The organism is Mycolicibacterium sp. MU0050 (assembly GCF_963378085.1).
Lineage (GTDB): Bacteria > Actinomycetota > Actinomycetes > Mycobacteriales > Mycobacteriaceae > Mycobacterium > Mycobacterium wendilense.
Genome location: NZ_OY726395.1, coordinates 3,573,149 through 3,592,239, shown reverse-complemented (window position 1 = coordinate 3,592,239; position 19,091 = coordinate 3,573,149). Strand labels below are relative to the sequence as shown.

18 protein-coding genes are annotated in these 19,091 nt (G+C 69.4%); 11 read left to right on the top strand and 7 right to left on the bottom strand.

Features of this window, described 5'->3' with window-relative positions:
• Positions 1-14 precede the first annotated feature (14 nt).
• Positions 15-725, bottom strand: a complete 711-nt coding sequence (locus tag R2K23_RS17075; RefSeq protein ID WP_316510751.1) for a TIGR03089 family protein — start codon at positions 723-725, stop codon at positions 15-17.
• 10 nt (positions 726-735) lie between these two features.
• The gene (locus tag R2K23_RS17070; RefSeq protein ID WP_316510750.1) at positions 736-2,205 is read right to left on the bottom strand and encodes an LCP family protein; all 1,470 of its coding nucleotides are present in this window, start codon (positions 2,203-2,205) and stop codon (positions 736-738) included.
• 67 nt (positions 2,206-2,272) lie between these two features.
• Here R2K23_RS17070 and rfbD point away from each other — a divergent pair, with 67 nt between their 5' ends.
• The 5 genes from rfbD to R2K23_RS17045 all read left to right on the top strand — a co-directional run bounded on the left by rfbD (position 2,273) and on the right by R2K23_RS17045 (position 7,442).
• Entirely contained in the window at positions 2,273-3,163 is an 891-nt protein-coding gene (rfbD, locus tag R2K23_RS17065) for a dTDP-4-dehydrorhamnose reductase (protein WP_316510749.1), read from the top strand.
• Positions 3,156-4,031 (top strand): glycosyltransferase family 2 protein, encoded by an 876-nt coding sequence (locus R2K23_RS17060; RefSeq protein ID WP_316510748.1) that lies wholly within the window; start codon positions 3,156-3,158, stop codon positions 4,029-4,031. Before rfbD ends, R2K23_RS17060 begins: the two co-directional genes overlap by 8 nt.
• On the top strand, positions 4,028-5,113 hold the full coding sequence (gene manB, locus R2K23_RS17055) for a mannose-1-phosphate guanylyltransferase (protein ID WP_316510747.1): 1,086 nt from the start codon (positions 4,028-4,030) through the stop codon (positions 5,111-5,113). Before R2K23_RS17060 ends, manB begins: the two co-directional genes overlap by 4 nt.
• Before the next feature lie 84 nt (positions 5,114-5,197).
• Entirely contained in the window at positions 5,198-6,454 is a 1,257-nt protein-coding gene (locus tag R2K23_RS17050) for an IS30 family transposase (protein WP_316510746.1), read from the top strand.
• Positions 6,455-6,557: 103 nt separating this feature from the next.
• Positions 6,558-7,442 carry an endonuclease domain-containing protein gene (locus R2K23_RS17045; protein WP_316510745.1) on the top strand — a complete coding sequence of 295 codons (885 nt, stop codon included), beginning with the start codon at positions 6,558-6,560 and terminating at the stop codon, positions 7,440-7,442.
• Positions 7,443-7,560: 118 nt separating this feature from the next.
• Here R2K23_RS17045 and R2K23_RS17040 read toward each other — a convergent pair whose 3' ends face one another.
• From R2K23_RS17040 to cofD, 3 genes are read right to left on the bottom strand one after another with little or no spacing between them, the layout of a single operon-like run.
• Positions 7,561-8,094, bottom strand: a complete 534-nt coding sequence (locus tag R2K23_RS17040) for an NUDIX hydrolase (RefSeq protein ID WP_316510744.1) — start codon at positions 8,092-8,094, stop codon at positions 7,561-7,563.
• Positions 8,091-9,443 (bottom strand): coenzyme F420-0:L-glutamate ligase, encoded by a 1,353-nt coding sequence (locus R2K23_RS17035; protein WP_316510743.1) that lies wholly within the window; start codon positions 9,441-9,443, stop codon positions 8,091-8,093. Before R2K23_RS17035 ends, R2K23_RS17040 begins: the two co-directional genes overlap by 4 nt.
• Positions 9,440-10,438, bottom strand: coding sequence for a 2-phospho-L-lactate transferase (gene cofD / locus R2K23_RS17030; RefSeq protein ID WP_316510742.1), 999 nt, complete (start codon positions 10,436-10,438; stop codon positions 9,440-9,442). Before cofD ends, R2K23_RS17035 begins: the two co-directional genes overlap by 4 nt.
• A gap of 416 nt (positions 10,439-10,854) precedes the next feature.
• On the opposite strand from cofD, the gene R2K23_RS17025 reads away from it, so the two are divergent.
• Positions 10,855-11,118 carry a WhiB family transcriptional regulator gene (locus R2K23_RS17025; protein WP_316517350.1) on the top strand — a complete coding sequence of 88 codons (264 nt, stop codon included), beginning with the start codon at positions 10,855-10,857 and terminating at the stop codon, positions 11,116-11,118.
• 19 nt (positions 11,119-11,137) lie between these two features.
• On the opposite strand, the gene R2K23_RS17020 is transcribed toward R2K23_RS17025, so the two are convergent.
• The gene (locus R2K23_RS17020) at positions 11,138-11,548 is read right to left on the bottom strand and encodes a metallopeptidase family protein (protein WP_316517349.1); all 411 of its coding nucleotides are present in this window, start codon (positions 11,546-11,548) and stop codon (positions 11,138-11,140) included.
• A gap of 194 nt (positions 11,549-11,742) precedes the next feature.
• Here R2K23_RS17020 and R2K23_RS17015 point away from each other — a divergent pair, with 194 nt between their 5' ends.
• From R2K23_RS17015 to manA, 4 genes are all read left to right on the top strand, one after another.
• A complete protein-coding gene (locus tag R2K23_RS17015; protein WP_316510741.1) occupies positions 11,743-12,162 on the top strand; it encodes a DUF3499 domain-containing protein in 420 nt (139 codons plus the stop codon).
• 136 nt (positions 12,163-12,298) lie between these two features.
• Positions 12,299-13,717 (top strand): phosphomannomutase/phosphoglucomutase, encoded by a 1,419-nt coding sequence (locus R2K23_RS17010; RefSeq protein ID WP_316510740.1) that lies wholly within the window; start codon positions 12,299-12,301, stop codon positions 13,715-13,717.
• Entirely contained in the window at positions 13,714-14,790 is a 1,077-nt protein-coding gene (locus R2K23_RS17005) for a TobH protein (protein WP_316510739.1), read from the top strand. The genes R2K23_RS17010 and R2K23_RS17005 overlap by 4 nt, the downstream gene beginning before the upstream one ends.
• Positions 14,791-14,826: 36 nt before the next feature.
• Positions 14,827-16,053 (top strand): mannose-6-phosphate isomerase, class I, encoded by a 1,227-nt coding sequence (manA, locus tag R2K23_RS17000; RefSeq protein ID WP_316510738.1) that lies wholly within the window; start codon positions 14,827-14,829, stop codon positions 16,051-16,053.
• Here manA and R2K23_RS16995 read toward each other — a convergent pair.
• Positions 16,050-17,450, bottom strand: coding sequence for an FAD-dependent oxidoreductase (locus R2K23_RS16995; RefSeq protein ID WP_316510737.1), 1,401 nt, complete (start codon positions 17,448-17,450; stop codon positions 16,050-16,052). The genes manA and R2K23_RS16995 overlap by 4 nt on opposite strands.
• A 63-nt stretch (positions 17,451-17,513) precedes the next feature.
• On the opposite strand from R2K23_RS16995, the gene R2K23_RS16990 reads away from it, so the two are divergent.
• On the top strand, positions 17,514-18,998 hold the full coding sequence (locus R2K23_RS16990; protein ID WP_316510736.1) for an amino acid permease: 1,485 nt from the start codon (positions 17,514-17,516) through the stop codon (positions 18,996-18,998).
• Positions 18,999-19,091 lie beyond the last annotated feature (93 nt).

The window sequence follows — 19,091 nt, the reverse complement described above, 5'->3', positions numbered from 1 at the left end:
AGCGTAACCGGCGGTCAGTCCAGGACTTTCGTCACCTTCTCGGTCTGGATGCGCCGCTCGGTGACGGCGTCATCGGGATTGGTGACCTGCACCAGCGAGGCGCCCACCGCGAACACCCCGACCACGTTGGCCAGCAGCTCGTCCGGGGTGGACCAGCCCAGCGCGCTCAGCACGCGGTCACCGGGCTGCAGATCCCTTGCCGCGGCGGCGGTTCGGGCCTGGTCGAGCACCTCTTCGGGGGTTCGTCCGCCCAGCGCCGGGCCGGGTCCGGTCTCCGGGACGATCTGGTCGCCCTGGGCGCGCACGGCGGTCGCGTAGTCGGTGATCCCGACCGGGAGGTCCGGCACCGGCTTTCCGAACGGGTCCAGCGACAGCACGGCGATCTCACCCATGCCCACCGCCTCGTCGGCCTCGTCGAGCCGGTCGGCGGTGCACAGCGCGATGTCGGCCGGCCCGGACAGCGTCACCTCGGCGCCGATCCACCACACCCCGAAAAGCACGGCCGCGGTCTGCCAGTGCGCGGGCAGCAGCACCGCCACCGTGGTGCCCGGCTGCGCGCCCAGTTCGTCGCGCAGCAGGTTGGCGGTCTTGGCCGCCCAGTTCGCCAGCGTCGCGGTGGACAGCTCGATGCGCTCCCCGGTTGCGTCGTCGTAGTAGGTGATGCGCGGACCCGCGGGATTGTCGTTCAGCAGCGGGTCGAGCACCGCCGAGGCCAGGTTCAGCACGGGGCTCAGGCTAGTTGACGCACTTGGGGTCGTCGGATCCGGCGGTGATGATCGGCGACGGTGCCGGCGCCGAGTTGATCTGGAAGGTGCCGACGTCGGGCGAACTGGCCGCCAACTCGGGCTCGGAGCCGTCGAGACCGGACCCGGGACCGACGTAGTCGTAGGACAGCACCACGCGCACCGTGCCCTCCGGAAGGGACTCGTCGGCGACGACGGGTAGGCCCAGCTCCTCGGCGACGTGCTGCGCGCCGAGGTCGTCGGAACTGGCCGCCTGGATCTGGCTGTTCTCGACCCGCTCGCGGTCGTTGTTGCCGACGTGGCCGGCGGTGAATCCCTTCCCGCTCAGGATCGTGGACACGGCCGCGGCCAGCCCGCCGACGTCGGAGTCGTTGATGACGTCGACGGTGGTCTTGTCCCGGGAGTAGGCGACCTCTTCGGTGTTGCCCTCGTCCTGGTTGTGCAGCAGGCTCTCCACCCAGTCCTTGACCGCGGCCTCGTCGACGCGCACCACACTCTGCATGCCGTCGTCGCTCCAGCCGGCCTCGTCGAGCACCGGGATGGTGGCGAACACCACATTGCCGGCCGCCAGCTTCTGCAGCTGGTCGATGAAGCTCATGATGTCCCAGCCCTCGGAGAGCACCACCGAGCGCTGGACGGCGTCCTGCAGCCGGTTCAGGGTGGCGGGGCTGGACAGCGTCTTGCTGGAGATCACCTGGTGGGCAAGGGAAGCCATCACCACCTGCTGGCGCACCACTCGGTCCAGGTCGCCGCGGGGCAGGTCGTGGCGCTGCCGCACGAAGCTCAGCGCGCGGGGACCGTCCAGCTTCTGCCAGCCGGCCGGGAAGTCGGCTCCCGAAAGCGGTTCGTACACCGCGTCTTTGAGGCAGACGTCGACACCGCCGAGGGCGTCGGTGATCAAGGAGAAGCCCAGCAGGCCGATCTCCGCGTAATGGTCCACCGTGACACCGGTCAGCTTGGCGACGGTCTTGATCAGCGATTCGCGGCCGGCCTCGATGCCGCGCTTCTCACCTTCGAGCGGGTCCATCTTCTGGACCTCGATGAGGTCCTTCATCGTCGCCAGCTTGGCGTCGCCGTAGACCCCGTTGATCTTCATCTTGCCCTGGTCGTCGGGCAGTTCGACGTAGGTGTCCCGGGGGATCGAGATGGCCGTGGCGGACTCGCCGTTGTTCGGGATGCGGACCAGGATGATCGTGTCGGTGTTGGTGGCCACGTCGTTGCCGGCGTGCAGGATGGCCAGTTCCTCGGGGGTCAACGGGTTGCCGTGCGCGTCGGTGCGGCTGTCGGAGCCCACCAGCAGGATGTCGATGGCGCCGTCGTCACCGTCGCCGCCGAGCGCAGCGGTGCTGATGTGATGGATGCCGCCCTCGAAGGACCGGATCTTGGCCCACGCGACCCCGGTGCCGAGCACGATCGCGATGGCTATCGCACTGGAGATGACGCGCAAGACCTGGACCGGCACCCCGCAAGGCTACTTGCGCAACCGCCGGGATCGGGTTAGCCGGACTCGGCGTGCCAGACTTCGAAGTGTGTCGGACAGAATCGTGGTCACGGGTGCAGCGGGTCAGGTGGGGCGGTTTCTGACCGCCCGGGCAACAGCGGAGGGCCGGCCGGTGCTGGCGTTGAACTCCGCGCAGTGGAACATCGCCGACCCGGTCGCGGCACCGGTGCTGAACAGCGGTGACGTGGTGGTCAACTGCGCGGCCTACACCAACGTCGACGGCGCGGAGGCGGCTCCCGACGACGCGCACGCGGTCAACGCGACCGGGCCCGCGAATGTGGCGCGCGCCTGCGCGCAGGCCGGTGCGCGACTGATTCACATTTCCACCGATTACGTGTTCGGCGGCGACGCGCAGCGGGGTCCGGGCCGGCCCTACGAACTCGACGACCCCGTCGACCCGGTCAACGTGTACGGCCGCAGCAAGCTCGACGGGGAGCGGGCGGTGGCCGCGGCGCTGCCCACCGCCACGGTGGTCCGCACGTCGTGGGTCTATACCGGCGGCGACGGCAACGACTTCGCGGCCGTGATGGCGGGCAAGGCGCGCGCGGGACAGGCCGTCGACGTCGTCGACGACCAGATCGGCTCGCCCACCTACACCGGCGACCTGGTGGCCGCGTTGCTGCAGATCATCGACGAGCGGCTGGAGGCGCCGCTGCTGCACGCCGGCAACGCCGGCGAGGCCAGCCGCTTCGAGCAGGCCCGCGCGGTCTATGCCGCCGTCGGCGCCGATCCGGAGTTGGTGCGGCCGGTCGGGTCCGGGGCGCACCCGCGGCCGGCCGCGCGCCCGGCGTACTCCGCGTTGGCCGGGCAGCAGTCCGAGCGGGCCGGGTTGCGGCCGCTGCCGCCCTGGCGGGATGCGGTGGCTCGGGCACTCGCCGAAGGCCGACCTTTGGCCGGATACCCTCTAGGCCGTGACTGACGAACTGCCCGTGGTGACGGTGACGTATTCACCGGGCCCGCACCTCGAGCGGTTCCTGTCGTCCCTGACCGTGGCCACCGATCAGCCCGTCAGCGTCGTGATCTCGGACAACGGTTCGTCCGACGGGACGCCGGAGGAGGCCGTCGAGCGCTACCCGAACGCCCGGCTGATCCACAACGGGGCCAACGTCGGCTACGGGCGGGCGGTCAACCGGGGCGTCAAGGACGTGCCGGCGGAGTCCGAATTCCTGGTGATCGCCAACCCGGACGTGGTGTGGGCACCGGGCAGCATCGACGCGCTGCTCGAGGTGGCCCGGCGCTGGCCGCGGGCCGGCGCCGTGGGTCCGTTGATCCGCGATCCCGACGGCGCGGTCTACCCGTCGGCGCGCCACCTGCCCAGCATCATCCGCGGCGGCATGCATGCGGTGGTGGGTCCGTTCTGGAAGCGCAATCCGTGGACGGCGGCCTACCGGCAGGACCGCGAGCCCCCCAGTGAGCGCGAGGTGGGCTGGTTGTCCGGATCGTGTCTGCTGGTCCGGCGCGAGGCCTTCGACCAGATCGGCGGCTTCGACGAGCGGTATTTCATGTACATGGAGGACGTGGACCTCGGGGACCGGCTGGCGCGGGCGGGATGGCAGAACGTCTACGCGCCGTCGGCCGAGATCCTGCACGACAAGGGACACGCCACCGGACGCGATCCGGCCCGTAACCTGGCCGCGCACCACGAGAGCACCTGGACCTATCTGTCGGATCGGCACTCCGGTTGGCAGCGCAGCCCGTTGCGATGGGCCATGCGGGGCGCGCTGGAGGTGCGGTCACGGCTGGTGGTCCGGCGGTCACGGCGCGAGATGAGGAGACAGGAGCGATGAGCGGATTCGATCCGAAGAAGGTCGATGCCGTCGTGCTGGTCGGCGGCAAGGGCACCCGGCTGCGGCCGTTGACGCTGTCGATGCCCAAGCCGATGCTGCCCACCGCGGGCCTGCCGTTTTTGACACATCTGTTGTCCCGCATCGCCGCCACGGGCATCGAGCGGGTCCTGCTGGGCACCTCGTACAAGGCCGAGGTGTTCGAGCAGGAGTTCGGCGACGGCTCCAAGCTCGGCCTGCAGATCGAGTACGTCTTCGAGTCCGAGCCACTGGGCACCGGCGGCGGCATCGCCAACGTGGCGCCGCGGCTGCGGCACGACACCGTGGTGGTGTTCAACGGCGACGTGCTGTCCGGCGCCGACCTGGGCTCCATGCTGGAGTTCCATCACGACCACGCCGCGGATCTGACGCTGCACCTGGTCCGGGTGGCCGACCCGCGGGCGTTCGGTTCGGTGCCCACCGACGAGAACGGCCGAGTCACAGCGTTTCTGGAGAAGACGCAGGACCCCCCGACCGATCAGATCAACGCCGGCTGCTACGTGTTCGACCGCAAGATCATCGATCGCATTCCGCGCGGACGCCCGGTGTCGGTGGAGCGTGAGGTGTTCCCCGCGCTGTTGTCCGACGGGGTGAAGGTGTGCGGCTACGTCGACGCGACGTACTGGCGCGACATGGGTACCCCGGAGGACTTCGTGCGCGGCTCCTCGGATCTGGTGCGCGGCATCGCGACGTCGCCGGCGTTGGCGGGGCACCGCGGTGAGAGCCTGGTGCACGACGGCGCTTCGGTGGCTCCGGGGGCGGTGCTCATCGGCGGCACGGTGGTGGGCCGCGGCGCCGAGATCGGCCCCGGTGCGCGCCTCGACGGTGCGGTCATCTTCGACGGTGCGCGGGTCGACGCCGGCTCGGTGATCGAGCGCTCGATCGTGGGCTTCGGCGCGCACATCGGACCGCGGGCGCTGATCCGCGACGGTGTCATCGGTGACGGCGCCAATATCGGCGCGCGTTGTGAGCTGCTCCGGGGCGCGCGGGTGTGGCCGGGAGTAGAGTTGCCGGACTGCGGGATTCGCTACTCCAGCGACGTGTGAGTTTCTGACGAGCGCTCACCCTTGTACAGGTTTCGGCCCTGGGTTCAAGGGGTGGATGCAACAGCCTCTAGCTGAGGGGTTCAGATGGGGCTGCCGGAGTTAGCGCGTGTGGAAAGCCGGTTTTGGGAACTAATTCGTGATGGGCTCTCGCCGCGAGATGCCGGCAAGGCTGTCGGCGTGTCGGGGCACACTGGTTATCGCTGGTTTGCTGATGTTGGAGGTGTGAAACCACCTCCGCGTGATGACGGGCCTCGGAAAAAGCCTCGGTTGAGCTTCGAAGAACGTGAGGAGATCGCGTTAGGCATCGCTGCAGGGGAATCGATGTGCAGCATCGCGCGTCGACTCAAGCGGGCACCATCGACGATCTCGCGTGAAATCAAGAACAACAGCAAGCCTGGCCGCAACCGTTACCGCAGCCGATACCAGTTCGGGGCGAGGTGGCATGGCGGTCACGAGCAATGTCCGCGCTATCGTGCCAGCAGCGCTCATGCACGTAGTCAGCGTCGGGCTCGCCGAGCCAAGCCGGGCAAGCTGGCGACCAACCGGCGTTTACATGCTGAGGTGCAGACTCGGTTGGAAGATGATCAGCACAGTCCTGAGCAGATCGCTCGACGGCTGCAGATCGACTTCCCTGACGATCCGGAGATGCGGGTGTCCCACGAGACCATCTATCAGGCGATTTATGTTCAGGGCAAGGGGAATTTGCGCCGCGAGTTGCATACCTGTCTGCGGACCGGACGGGCGTTGCGTAAGCCTCAGCGCCGCCCCGATGAGCGCCGCGGGAAACTGCGGGACATCGTCAGTATCAGCGAGCGGCCGCCGGAGGTCGAAGACCGGGCTGTCCCCGGACACTGGGAGGGAGATCTGATCCTGGGCAGCGTCGCATCGGCGTCGGCAATCGGGACGGTGGTAGAACGCACCACTCGTTTCACTATGCTGCTGCACCTGCCCGACCGGCATACCGCAGAAGCCGTCCAGGAAGCGATCGTAACCAAAATGGCCCAGCTCCCGACGATCCTGCGCAAGACTCTGACCTGGGACCGAGGCCACGAAATGGCCAACCACGCCGCCATCGCGACCGCCGCGGAGCTGGACATCTACTTCTGCGATCCGCACTCGCCCTGGCAGCGCGGCACCAACGAAAACACCAATGGTCTGCTACGCCAGTACTTTGCCAAAAGTACTGACTTGTCGGTCTTTCCCGCTGACTACCTCGACTACGTCGCGGCCAAACTCAACAACCGGCCACGGAAAACCCTGCGCTGGAAAACCCCCGCCGAAGCCCTCGACGAATTACTGTCGAACCCGTTCAAATCGCCCGCTGTTGCATCCACCGCTTGAAACCGCCGGCCATTTCTCGTACAAGGATGGCCGCTCGGCCCTGCAATGCACTTATCCACAGGGGTGAATGGCGCGGGCCCCGCCGGCCACCGACCATGGCGGGGTGCCACCTGAACTCCGCCGCTTGTTCGCCGCACAGGGGCGCGTGGTCACCTCGGCGCAGCTGCTCGAACATCTCAGCCGCCGCACCGTGCAACGGCAGTTGCGCAGCCGGGAACTGGTCAAGATCTGGCCGGGGATATACAGCCTGGGCGAACCCGACCGGCTGAGGCTGTTGCGCGGACTGGACTTGCGCTGCGGTGAGCCGGTGGTGGCGTGCCTGTCGACCGCGGCGGCCATGTACGGCTTCGACACCGAGGACGACCCGAAGCTGCACGTGCTCAATCCCGTTGGGCATCGGCTCCGCCACGACGACGGTTTGCGGGTGCACCGCCGTGAGGGCGCACCGCTGACGACGTGGCGCGGCCGTCGTCTCACCCGCCCGGACTGGACCGCCATCGAGACTGCGAGATCGTTGAGCCGTCCGCGGGCGCTGGCCACCCTGGACGCTGCGCTGCGCAGCGGAACCTGTGACCCGCGTGGCCTCACGATCGCCGCCGAAGCCCAGACGGGGCGCCGGGGCATCGTGATGGTCCGCGACCTGATTCCGCTGGCCCGTCCGCAGGCCGAGTCGCCCATGGAGAGCGAAGCGCGCCTGGCCATGGTCGACGGCGGATTGCCCGCCCCCACACTGCAATACGAGGTGGTCGACCGCGACGGGCGCCGTTGGCGGCTCGACTTCGCCTGGCCGGAACTGATGTTCGCGGTCGAATACGACGGCTTCGAGTGGCACAGCGACGCCGAGCATCTGCGGCGGGATCGGCAGAAGCGCGCGGCGCTACAGGAACTGGGCTGGCGGGTGATGTCCATCGTGTGCGACGACGTCCGCCGGCAGCCGTGGCGGATGCTCCGCCGAATCGAGGTCCAACTGGAAAGCGCGGCAGCCTGACCTCGCGAGCGCTCACTGTTGTACGTCGTGGAACGGATTTCCGTACAAGGGTGGCCGCTCGCTGGGGTGGGTGCTCAAGGAGGGCCGCTCGCGCAGGAAGGTGCTCTCAGGAAGGCGTTCAGCGGGCGGCGCGGGAAACCAGGTGGGCCAGCGCGTGATCGGTGTCCGGCGGCAGCGCCGTGACGGGCCACCAGCGCAGATCCAGCGACTCGTCGCTGACCGCGATCTCGGCGTCGGCCGGGGCATGCGCGACGAACTGCAGGTCGAGGTGGCGGGTGGGGACACCCAGCGAGCAGGTCACCGGATGTACATGGACGGCAACCAGATTCGGCGCAATGCGCAGCCCGGCGATGCCGGACTCCTCGGCGCCCTCCCGCAGCGCCGCCGCGACGATGTCGGTGTCCTCCGGTTCGCAATGCCCGCCGAGCTGCACCCAGCGGCCGATGCGCGGATGCAACGTCAGCAGCACCTGGCTGCCGGTGTGGTCGAGCACCGCGACCGAGGCCGTGATGTGCCCCGGCACGCAGGCGCGCTCACAGGCGTCCTCGCGCGCCAGCACGAAACTCAGCACGGCATGGCGCAGGGCGTCCTGCTCGGGATCCGGTGCCGCCCAGTCGGTGAGCGCGGCGATCACCGAGTCGCGCAAGCTCATCGCAACACGAGCAGGCCGTCGGGGTCCGCCGGCTCGCGTGGGCCGGGCGGCTCGTCGGGGTGGTGCCCGATGGCGATGGCGCCCAACGGCTCCCAGTCGTCGGGCAGGTCGAGTTCGGCGCGCACCAGATCGGCGGCGAAGATGGTCGAGCCGATCCAGCAGCTGCCCATGCCCCGGACCGCCAGCGCGACCAGAAGGGCCTGGACCGCCGCGCCGACGGCGACCGTGAACATGGTCTGCTCCGCGGCGGTGCGCGCGGCATCCGGATAGCTGTGCGCGCCCTCGGGAACCATGAAGGGGATCAGCACCTCCGGTGCGTCGTACAGGATCTGGCCGCGGGCCACCCGCCGTTCGACGGCGTCGGCCGGCTTGCCGTCGCCGGCCAGGTCGGCCCGCCATTTGTCCCGCATCCGGTCCAGCAGGGCCGTGCGCCGCTCCGGGTCCCGCAGCCACACGAAACGCACCGGTCGGGTGTGGTGTGGGGCGGGAGCGGTCAGGGCCTCCGCCACGGCCGCCTCGATGGCGGCGGGGTCGACGGGCTCGGGGGAGAACCGGCGCACCGAGCGGCGCAGCAGCTGGGCCTGGCCGCGGCCCAGCTCGACGGCCTCGGCGGTGCCCAGCCAGAACAGGTCCTCCTCGCCGCCGCGGACCAGATGGCGTCCCGCCGAACCGTCGTCGGCCAGGTGCAGCCCGCGCACCACCGCCACCGGGATGCCGGTGAGCTTTCCCTTGACCAGATCGGCCGCCGCGGCCAGCTCGTCGGCGACGGCGACCTCGGTCACCAACAACTCGTTGCCGAAGGTGTCGGCCGCGCCGGCGTACCCGAACAGCACCGGCAGGCCGGCCGCGCCGATCGCGACGTCGGTCTGGCCGTTGCGCCAGGCCCGCCCCATGGTGTCGGTGATCACGATGCCGACCGACACCCCGAGCGCCTCGCGCAGACCCGAGCGCACCCCGGCGGCGCTGGCGTCGGGATCGACGGGCAGCAGCGCCAATTCGTCGCTGCCGATGTTCGACCCGTCCACCCCGGCGGCGGCCTGCACCAGCCCGTAGCTGTTCTCGGTGATCAAGGTGCGGCCCTTGCGCGCCAGCACCCGCACCGCCTCCTGGTCGATGAGCCGGCGCCGCAACGCGTCGCGCTCCTCGGGGTCGGTGGGGGCGGGCACCACCCGGCCCTCGACCTTGGACACCACCTTGCTGGTGATCACCACGATGTCGTCGTCGCGCAGCCACGGTGCGGCCGCGGCGAGGGCGGCGACCAGGTCGTCGCCCGGGCGGAAGTCGGGCAGGCCGAGGACGGGCAGCACCTCGATGGCCGCCGCGGCACCGTGCTCGGGGGCGCCGCTCACGGGACCGCCACGCCGACCACGTCGAGGCCGGCGCGCACCATCTGCGCGGTGGCCCGCGGATCGGTCATCAGCAGCGGCACGGAGCGCACCGCCACACCGTCGATGGCGGCCTCGTCACCCTCGTGCACCAGCCACGCGTCGAGGATGCCGGTGGCCGACCGGGCGCCGTAGTGCTCGCCGACGGCCGGGGAGGTCGACTCGACGCCGATGACGGTCAGGCACTCGTCGGCCATGCCCCGCAGGGGACGTCCGCCGATGATCGGCGAGTAGCCCACCACGGGGGCTGACGTCGAACGCAGCGCGCCGCGGATGCCGGGGATCGCCAGGATGGCCCCGATGCTCACCACCGGATTCGACGGGGCCAGGAAGACGACGTCGGCCTCGGCGATCGCCGCGGTGACACCGTCTCCCGCGGTGGCCTTCTCGGCGCCGACGAAGGCGAAGCTGTGGGTCGGCACCTTCGCGCGGTAGCGCACCCACCATTCCTGGAAGTGGATGGCGCGCCGCTCGTCGGTCTCCGGGTCGGTGATCACGACGTGGGTCTCGCTGCGGTCGTCGGACGCCGGCAGCAGCCGGGCCCCGGGCGCCCACCGCACGCACAACGCCTCGGTCACCGCCGACAGCGGATATCCGGCGCGCAGCATCTGGCTGCGCACCAGGTGGGTGGCCAGGTCGCGGTCGCCGAGGCCGAACCAGTCGGGCTGCACGCCGTAGCGGGCCAACTCCTCCTTGGCATGCCAGGTTTCGTTCTTGTGCCCCCAGCCGCGTTCGGGGTCGATGCCGCCGCCCAGGGTGTACATGCAGGTGTCCAGATCGGGGCAGATGCGTACGCCGTGCATCCAGGCGTCGTCACCGACGTTGACCACGGCCGTGAGCTCGTGCTCGCCGGTGTCGGTAGGCTGGTCTCCCGCAAACTGTCCCAACCCCAACAACTGCTGCACGCCCAAGAGGAAGCGGGCTCCGCCCACTCCGCCGACCAGTACGGTGACCTTCACACCGAACGAGACTAGGCGTTGGGACTACCGGGCCGGTCAGCCGGTCGGACTGTGATCGACACGCAGAAATCTCAGTGCGATTACTCACACGACACGCCAAGGCAACGACGCGCCGCAATTTCGGTGATTGGTGGTATGAATTTCAGCCCTAGCGCTTGACCCTGGCAGCTAACCCGTGTCTAATCACATCAGTGTCATTTCCTGGTTGGCCGGCCGGTTTCGCTGTCGCAGACCGAGATTCGATCACATGTTCGAATTGGGATGACCACAGAACAATAGTGGGCGACATTTACTGAATTGACGAAACCAAGGTGAGGAGGCGGAACATGTCCTTTGAGCAATTTTTCGGCTCAATTGGCAGTGCACCGCACACCAATATGGACTCGGCAACGGGGGCAGTGGCGGGACGTTCGCATTTGAGTGTGGTGCCGGACAATTTCGATCCCGCGCCGGCAACCGAGGACGACGACTGGCAAGAGAACGCGCTGTGCGCGCAGACCGACCCAGAGGCGTTCTTCCCGGAGAAGGGCGGCTCCACGCGCGAAGCCAAGCGCATCTGCCTGGGCTGCGAGGTGCGCGACAAGTGCCTCGAGTACGCGCTGGCCAACGACGAGCGCTTCGGCATCTGGGGTGGCCTGTCCGAGCGGGAGCGCCGCCGGCTCAAGCGCGGGATCATCTAGCAAACTTTTTCGACGTCGGCTAGTCGTCATCGATCGTGGGGTCGATGACCGACGGTTCGACCCCCAGGTACGTGGCCACCTGAGCCACCAGGATGTCATGCAGTAAGTCGCCCAGATCCAATGCGTCCTTGGCGCGCCGTTCGATGGGCTTGCGGAACACGACGATCCGCGCCCGCGTCGAGTTGCCCCGCACGTCCACGCCGGCGGGAATCAGCCGGGCCAAAGCAATCGGGCCGTCGGCGATGATCTCCGGGGGGAACTGCACATTGTCCGGATCGCGCGGCGAGATCCGCGGAATCTCGTCGACGGCGATGTCCAGCGTCGTCAGCCTGTCGTGCCAGCGCCGCTCGATGGGTTCGTAGGCCTCCAACACGGCCATGTCGAACCGTTCGGCGCGGCTGCGCCACCCCGGCACGCTCGGTGGCAGCAACGGTCCGCGGTACTCCCGGCCGTGCCGCCTGCTCCGCCGGCGGGCCGGGCCCCCTCGGAAGCTGCGGGAATCGGCCACCCGCAGATGGTATCTGGCGGCCCGGGGCCGGCCCGGCAAGGTAACGGTTCGGCACCGCGGCGCGGTGTGCGCGTGTCCCGCTCAGCCGATTCGACTCCGCGCGATAGCCTCACGGAGTGAATGTTCCCCGTCGCTGCTGCAGGCCCGGGTGCCCCCATTATGCGGTGGCGACGTTGACGTTCGTCTATTCGGATTCGACCGCCGTCGTCGGGCCGCTGGCCACCGTGGCCGAGCCGCACTCCTGGGACCTGTGTGTTCAACATGCGGGACGCATCACCGCTCCGCGCGGTTGGGAGTTGGTCCGACACGCCGGCCCGCTGCCCACCCATACCGACGATGACGACCTGGTCGCCCTGGCCGACGCCGTCCGCGAGGGTCGCGAACTGCCGAAGGCGCCGGTGCACGGGTTCTCGGAGCCGAGCCCACAGCACGGCGCGACGCCCGCCGGCGCGGTGTTGGCACCCTCGGCGCCCGGTGGGGCGGGGAACGGCCGTCGCCGCGGACACCTGCGGGTGCTGCCCGACCCCACCGACTGAGGCTGTCCTGGCGCTCCAGTCGCCATAACCGAAGTGATGTGAAACGACGGCCGAGTCGCGAGACCGCAACCGCTAGGCTGACGGGGATAATTTCCACCCTTCGATGCACCCCCTTGTGCCGTCAGGAGTCTTGAGCATGTCGCGTTCCGCCGGGTTTGCCGCCGATGCGGTGCACCGCGTGATCAAGGCATACGATGTGCGCGGTTTGGTGGGCGAGGAGATCAACCCCGCCTTCGTCGCCGCCGTCGGTGCCGCCTTCGCCCGGCTGGTGCGTTCGGACAGCTCGACGGTGGTGATCGGCTGCGACATGCGGGCCAGCTCTCCGGAACTGGCGGCCGCGTTCGCCGAGGGCGTCACCGCCCAGGGGCTCGACGTGGTGCGGATCGGCCTGGCCTCCACCGATCAGCTCTACTTTGCCGCCGGCCTGCTGGACTGCCCGGGTGCCATGTTCACCGCGAGCCACAACCCGGCGGCGTACAACGGGATCAAGCTGTGCCGGGCCGGTGCCAAGCCGGTGGGTCAGGACAGCGGCCTGATCACGATTCGCGACGAGGTCATCAACGGCGTCCCCGACCACGACGGGCCCCGCGGCAGCATCACCGACCGGGACGTGCTCGCCGACTACGGCGATTTCCTGCGCTCGCTGGTGGATCTGGCCGGCCTTCGTCCGTTGAAGGTCGCCGTGGACGCCGGCAACGGCATGGCCGGTCACACCGCACCGGCGGTCCTCGGCGCGGTCGAGGCGCTGTCGGTGTTGCCGCTGTACTTCGAGCTCGACGGGACCTTCCCCAACCACGAGGCCAACCCGTTGGATCCGGCGAACCTGGTGGATCTGCAGAACTTCGTGGTGGCCAACGGCGCCGACATCGGCCTGGCGTTCGACGGCGACGCCGACCGGTGTTTCGTGGTCGACGAACGGGGCCGGCCCGTGTCGCCGTCGGCGGTCACGGCGCTGGTGGCCGCGCGGGAACTCTCCCGGGAGATCGGCGCCACCGTCATCCACAACCTGATCACCTCGCGGGCGGTGCCCGAGCTGATCATCGAGCGGGGCGGCACCCCGGTGCGGTCGCGGGTCGGGCACTCCTACATCAAGGGTCTGATGGCCGAGACCGGCGCCATCTTCGGCGGCGAACATTCGGCGCACTACTATTTCCGGGACTTCTGGGGCGCCGACTCCGGCATGCTGGCGGCGTTGTATGTCCTTGCCGCGCTGGGGAATTCGGACCGGCCCCTGTCGGAGTTGACCGCTGACTATCAGCGCTACGAAGCCTCCGGCGAACTCAACTACACGGTCAGCGATGCGCCCGCGTGCGTCGAGGCGGTGCTGAAGTGGTTCGGCAACCGCGTGCAGTCGCTGGACCACCTCGACGGGGTCACCGTGGACCTCGGCGACGACTCCTGGTTCAATTTGCGCACCTCGAACACCGAACCGCTGCTGCGGCTCAACGTCGAGGCCCGCACCGCCGAGGATGTCCGCGACATCGTCGACCAGGTCGAGGCGCAGATCGCGGCGGTCGCCGAGGCGGCGCTGACCGGTCCGCAGGCGGTGCCGTGAACGCAGTACGCGCCGTCGTCGACATCGACGACACGCAGGGCCTGATTGCCGCGGACCGCGACGGGCTGTTGCGGGCGGCCGCGATGGCCGGGGCGCAGGTCCGGGCGACGGCGGCGGCGGTCGACGAGGGCGCCCTGGAGTCGATCCGCGCCGAGCGACCGCGGTCGGTCGTCTGGGTGACCGGGCGCGGGACCGCCGAATCGGCCGGTGCGGTGTTGGCGGCCACCCTGGGCGGCTCCGCCGTCGAACCGATCGTGCTCGCGGCCGAGGTCCCGCCCTGGGTCGGACCGCTCGACGTGTTGGTGGTGGCCGGCGACGACCCGGCCGACCCGACGCTGGTGACGGCGGCGGCGACCGCGGTCCGCCGCGGCGCCCGGCTGGTGGTGGCGGCGCCCGTGGAGGGGCCGCTGCGGGACGCCTCGGCCGGCCGCTCCGCGAATCTGCCCCCGCGCCTGACGGTGCCCGACGAGTTCGCGTTCTGTCGGTACCTGGCCGCCGGCCTGGCGGTCCTGGCCGCCGTCGACCCGACGCTGCCGGTGGACCTGGGCGCGTTGGCCGACGAACTGGACGCCGAGGCGCTGCGCAACAGCGCGGCCCGGGAAGTGTTCACCAACTCCGCCAAGGGCTTGTCCGAGCGCATGGCCGGGCGCGACGTCGCGCTCACCGGTGACTGCGCCGCGACGCTGGCCCTGGCTCGGCACGGCGCGGCGCTGTTCCTGCGGATCGCGGGGCAGCCGGTGGCCGCGGCCGGGTTGGCCGATGCGCTGGCGGTGCTGCGGTCGAACGTGGCGGGCGGCCCCACCGGTGCCGACGCGTTGTTCCACGACGAGGAGCTCGACGGCCCGGCGCCGGCGCCGCTGCGGGTGTTCGCGCTGGCGCTGACTTCCGAGCGGCCGATGTTGGCAGCACGCCTCGGCGGCTTCCCGGACGTCGATATGGTGGGGGTTCAGGATGTCCCCGACGCCGACGAGGCCACCGCCGCCGGCGGAGTCGACCGTCCTGAACAGCAATTGGCTACGCTCGCTGTTCGACTCGCGATGGCCGCGGTGTACCTGCGTCTGGTCCGGGGTTGAAAGGCGGGGGACGGCAATGACACAGGGGATCAGGTAGTGGAGCTGCTACGCGGGGCGATACGCACGTACGCCTGGGGTTCGAGGACCGCCATCGCGGACTTCACCGGTCGGTCGGTGCCGGCCGCGCACCCCGAGGCGGAGTTGTGGCTCGGCGCGCATCCGGCCGACCCGGCGTGGGTGCAGACCGCCGAGGGGGAGCGCACCCTGTTGGACCTGGTCAAGTCGGATCCCGAGGGTCAGCTCGGCCCGGCGGTGCGTGCCCGCTTCGGTGACGCCCTGCCGTTCCTGGTGAAGATCCTCGCCGCCGACGAACCGTTGTCGTTGCAGGCGCATCCCAGCGCCGAGCAGGCCGTGGAGGGCTACGCCCGCGAGGACCGCATGGGCGTGCCGCTGAACTCGCCGGAGCGCAACTACCGCGACCGCAGCCACAAGCCGGAGATCCTGGTGGCCCTGCAGCCGTTCGAGGCGCTGGCGGGGTTCCGCCCGGCGGCCCGGACGGTGTCCCTGCTGCGTGCCCTGGCGGTCTCCGACCTCGATCCGTACGTCAACCTGCTCTCGGACCAGTCCGACGCCGACGGGCTGCGCGCGTTGTTCACCACCTGGATCACCTTGCCCCAGCCGGATCTCGACGTGCTGGTGCCCGCGGTGCTCGACGGTGCGATCAACTACCTGCGCTCCGAGGACACCGAGTTCGCGGCGGTCGCCCGGACGGTGCTGGAACTGGGGGAGCGCTATCCCGGCGACGCCGGCGTGCTGGCCGCGTTGCTGCTCAACCGGGTCCACCTGGAGCCGGGGGAGGCGATCTACCTGCCGGCCGGGAACCTGCACACCTATCTGCACGGTGTCGGGTTCGAGGTGATGGCCAACTCGGACAACGTGCTTCGCGGCGGGCTCACCCCCAAGCACGTCGACGTGCCCGAGTTGCTCCGGGTGTTGAATTTCACGCCGGCCACCGAACAGGACCTGCACCCCGAAGTGGAGCAGGACGGGTTCGAGCGCAGCTATCGGACCCCGGCCGCGGAGTTCGCCGTGTCGATCCTGAAGCTGGACGGCGACCAGTTGGGCCACGAGGTCGACGCGCCCAGTCGGCACGAGGGACCCCAGGTGCTGATCTGTGCCGACGGGGCGGTGACCGTGATCGGCAAGGCCGGTGACGTGCGCCTCGAACGTGGCAGCGCCGCATGGGTTTCCGCCGACGACGGTCGGATTCGGCTGGTCGCCGACGAGCCCGCCACGCTGTTCCGGGCCACCGTCGGTATCTAGGAACCCGTTCCGGAACCCGTCACGGCCGGCTGATCGACGTCGTCGCGGCGGCGGCTCTTCTCGGCCATCCACTGCCGCATGTTGGTGCGTACCGCCCGTCCGATGATCCGCGGCGGGGGCGTCATCCACACGCTGTCGAGCAGGCTGGTGCGGCGCAGGAACCATTCGGCCAGAACGGGATCGGTCTCGGCGGCGCCGAGGAACTGGTCGAACAGCCCGAACATCGGGCCGTACCATTTGGGCCGGGGCCCCTGGGCGCCGTGCGCCTCGATGTCGGCGACCGAGTTCATCAGCCAGACCGGCAGCGTCGTGCGGGCGGTCCGGCGGATCAGTCGGCGGGCCAGGCCGTCGACCCCGCCCGCGAGGGCCTCGCGCAGGTTGGCGGCCTGCAGGGCGGTCATCGTCACGCCCTGGCCGAAGGTGGGATTCAGGCTCGCGACGGCGTCACCGAACGGGAAGATGCCCTCGGGTAGCCGGTCCATCTTGTCGTAGCGGCGCCACTTGCTGGTGGGGTAGCGGTGGAAGTTCATCTGCCCCACCGGTTCTCCGGACCGTAGCGCCGCGCTGATGTGCGGCGGCAGCACCGTGTCGGCGAGGTCGCAGATACCGGGGAAGTCGTTCGGCGGCTCGGCCTTGGCGACGCCGAACGCCGTGACCGTCCAGATGGCGTCCTCGTGGAACAGCATGCCCATCCCCAGTGGGCGGTCGTGGGGCGCGCTGACCAGGACCATCTTCTCGGCCATCTGACCCGCCGGAATGCGGACCCGCTGCGAGGCGTAGGTGACGCCGATCTTGACCGAATCCTCGCGCGGGCGACCGAAACCCCACTGCTGCAACCAGGTAGGGAGCCGGCTACCGCGGCCGGAGGCGTCGACCACCAGGTCGGCCGGCACGGTCTCGCCGTCGTCGAGCACCACCCCGGTGACGCGGCCGGCCACCGGGTCGAAGACCGGCTCGCTGACCCCGCGCTCGACGATGGTCACCGTGGGGATCTGGTTGACCCGGGACCGGATCTGCCACTCGAGTTGCGCCCGGCTCGGAACGTAGGCGGTGAAGTTCGATTCCAGCACCTGCCCGGTACCCAGCACGTGCCCGCCGGCGGTGAAGTGGATGGACTCCGGCTGGTTCTGCACCACCGGCACGCCCTCGGCGGTCATGGCGGCCAGCAGGCCGGGGAAGACCTTCTCGAGTTCCTCGGCGCCGCGGGCCATGAGCAGGTGCACGTGGTCGCCCTGCGGAATGGCGCCGCGGTTGACCGGCGTGTCGGGTAGGTGGTCGCGCTCGTACAGCGTGACCCGCGCGAAATGCTCGGAGAGCAGCTTGGCTGCACAGAGACCGGCGACGCTGCTACCGATCACCACGACGTGATCACGCGGGAGATTGCATGTCCTGCTCATTGAGCCCCACGGTAATGGGTAGATTGCCGAAACCGGGCCAATTCGAAAGGTGACAGAACTGTGATGAGCAGATGGCGCACCAAGTCCGTCGAGCAATCGATCGCCGACACCGACGAGCCCGGGACCCGGTTGCGCAAGGACCTTTCCTGGTGGGACCTGACGGTTTTCGGTGTGTCAGTGGTGGTGGGCGCGGGCATCTTCACCGTGACCGCCACGACGGCGGGCAACATCACCGGACCGGCGATCTCGGTGTCGTTCCTCATCGCGGCGGTCACCTGCGGCCTGGCGGCGCTGTGCTACGCGGAATTCGCATCGACGGTGCCGGTGGCCGGGAGCGCATACACGTTCTCGTATGCGACCTTCGGTGAGTTCATGGCATGGATCATCGGCTGGGACCTGATTCTGGAGTTCTCGATCGGCGCGGCGGTGGTGGCCAAGGGGTGGTCGTCCTACCTGGGCACGGTATTCGGATTTGCCGGCGGTGTCGCCGACGTGGGGCCCCTCAAATTGGACTGGGGCGCGTTGCTGATCGTGGCCGTGGTGGCGGTCCTGCTGGCGTTGGGCACGAAGCTGTCGGCCAACTTTTCGGCCACCGTCACCGCCATCAAGGTGGCGGTGGTGCTGCTGGTGGTCATCGTCGGCGCGTTCTACATCAAGGCCGCCAACTACCGGCCGTTCATCCCGCCGTCGGAACCCGGTGAGGCCGGCGGGACCGGCGTCGATCAGTCGCTGTTCTCGTTGCTGACCGGGGCCGAGGGCAGCCATTACGGCGTGTACGGACTCTTGGCCGGTGCGTCCATCGTGTTCTTCGCGTTCATCGGGTTCGACGTCGTGGCGACCACGGCGGAGGAGACGAAGAACCCGCAGCGCGACGTCGCCAAGGGCATTCTCGCGGCGCTGGCCATCGTGACGGTGCTGTACGTGGCGGTGTCGGTGGTGCTGTCCGGAATGGTGCACTACACCGAGTTGAAGACCGGCCCGGACGGCAAGGCCGCGAACCTCGCCACGGCGTTCTCGGCCAACGGGATCGACTGGGCGGCCCAGGTGATCTCGATCGGCGCGCTCGCCGGCCTGACCACGGTGGTGATGGTGCTGGTCCTGGGCCAGTCCCGGGTGATCTTCGCGATGGCCCGCGACGGCCTGCTGCCGCGGTCGTTGGCCCGGACGAGTTCGCGTGGGACCCCGGTGCGGATCACCGTGATCGTGGCCGTCCTGATCGCGCTGGCGGCGTCGTTGTTCCCGATCGACAAGCTCGAGGAGATGGTCAACGTCGGCACGCTGTTCGCCTTCGTGCTGGTGTCGGCGGGCGTGCTGGTGCTGCGTCGCACGCGGCCCGACCTCAAGCGCGGGTTCCGGGTGCCGTGGGTGCCGCTGTTGCCGATCGCGTCGATCGTGGCGTGCGTGTGGCTGATGCTCAACCTGACCGCGTTGACCTGGATCCGGTTCCTCATCTGGATGCTCCTCGGCGTCGTCATCTACTTCGTCTACAGCCGCCGGCATTCGGTGATGGGGCAGCGGGCGCGGGGGGAGCTCGAAGCCGCACCCTAGTTGCTTTACAAATACCTCCCTGATGTCTAGACAGCCGACAAATCGGCCTCTATAGTCAAGGCATCGACGTGATCGCACTCACTTGGAGGTAGA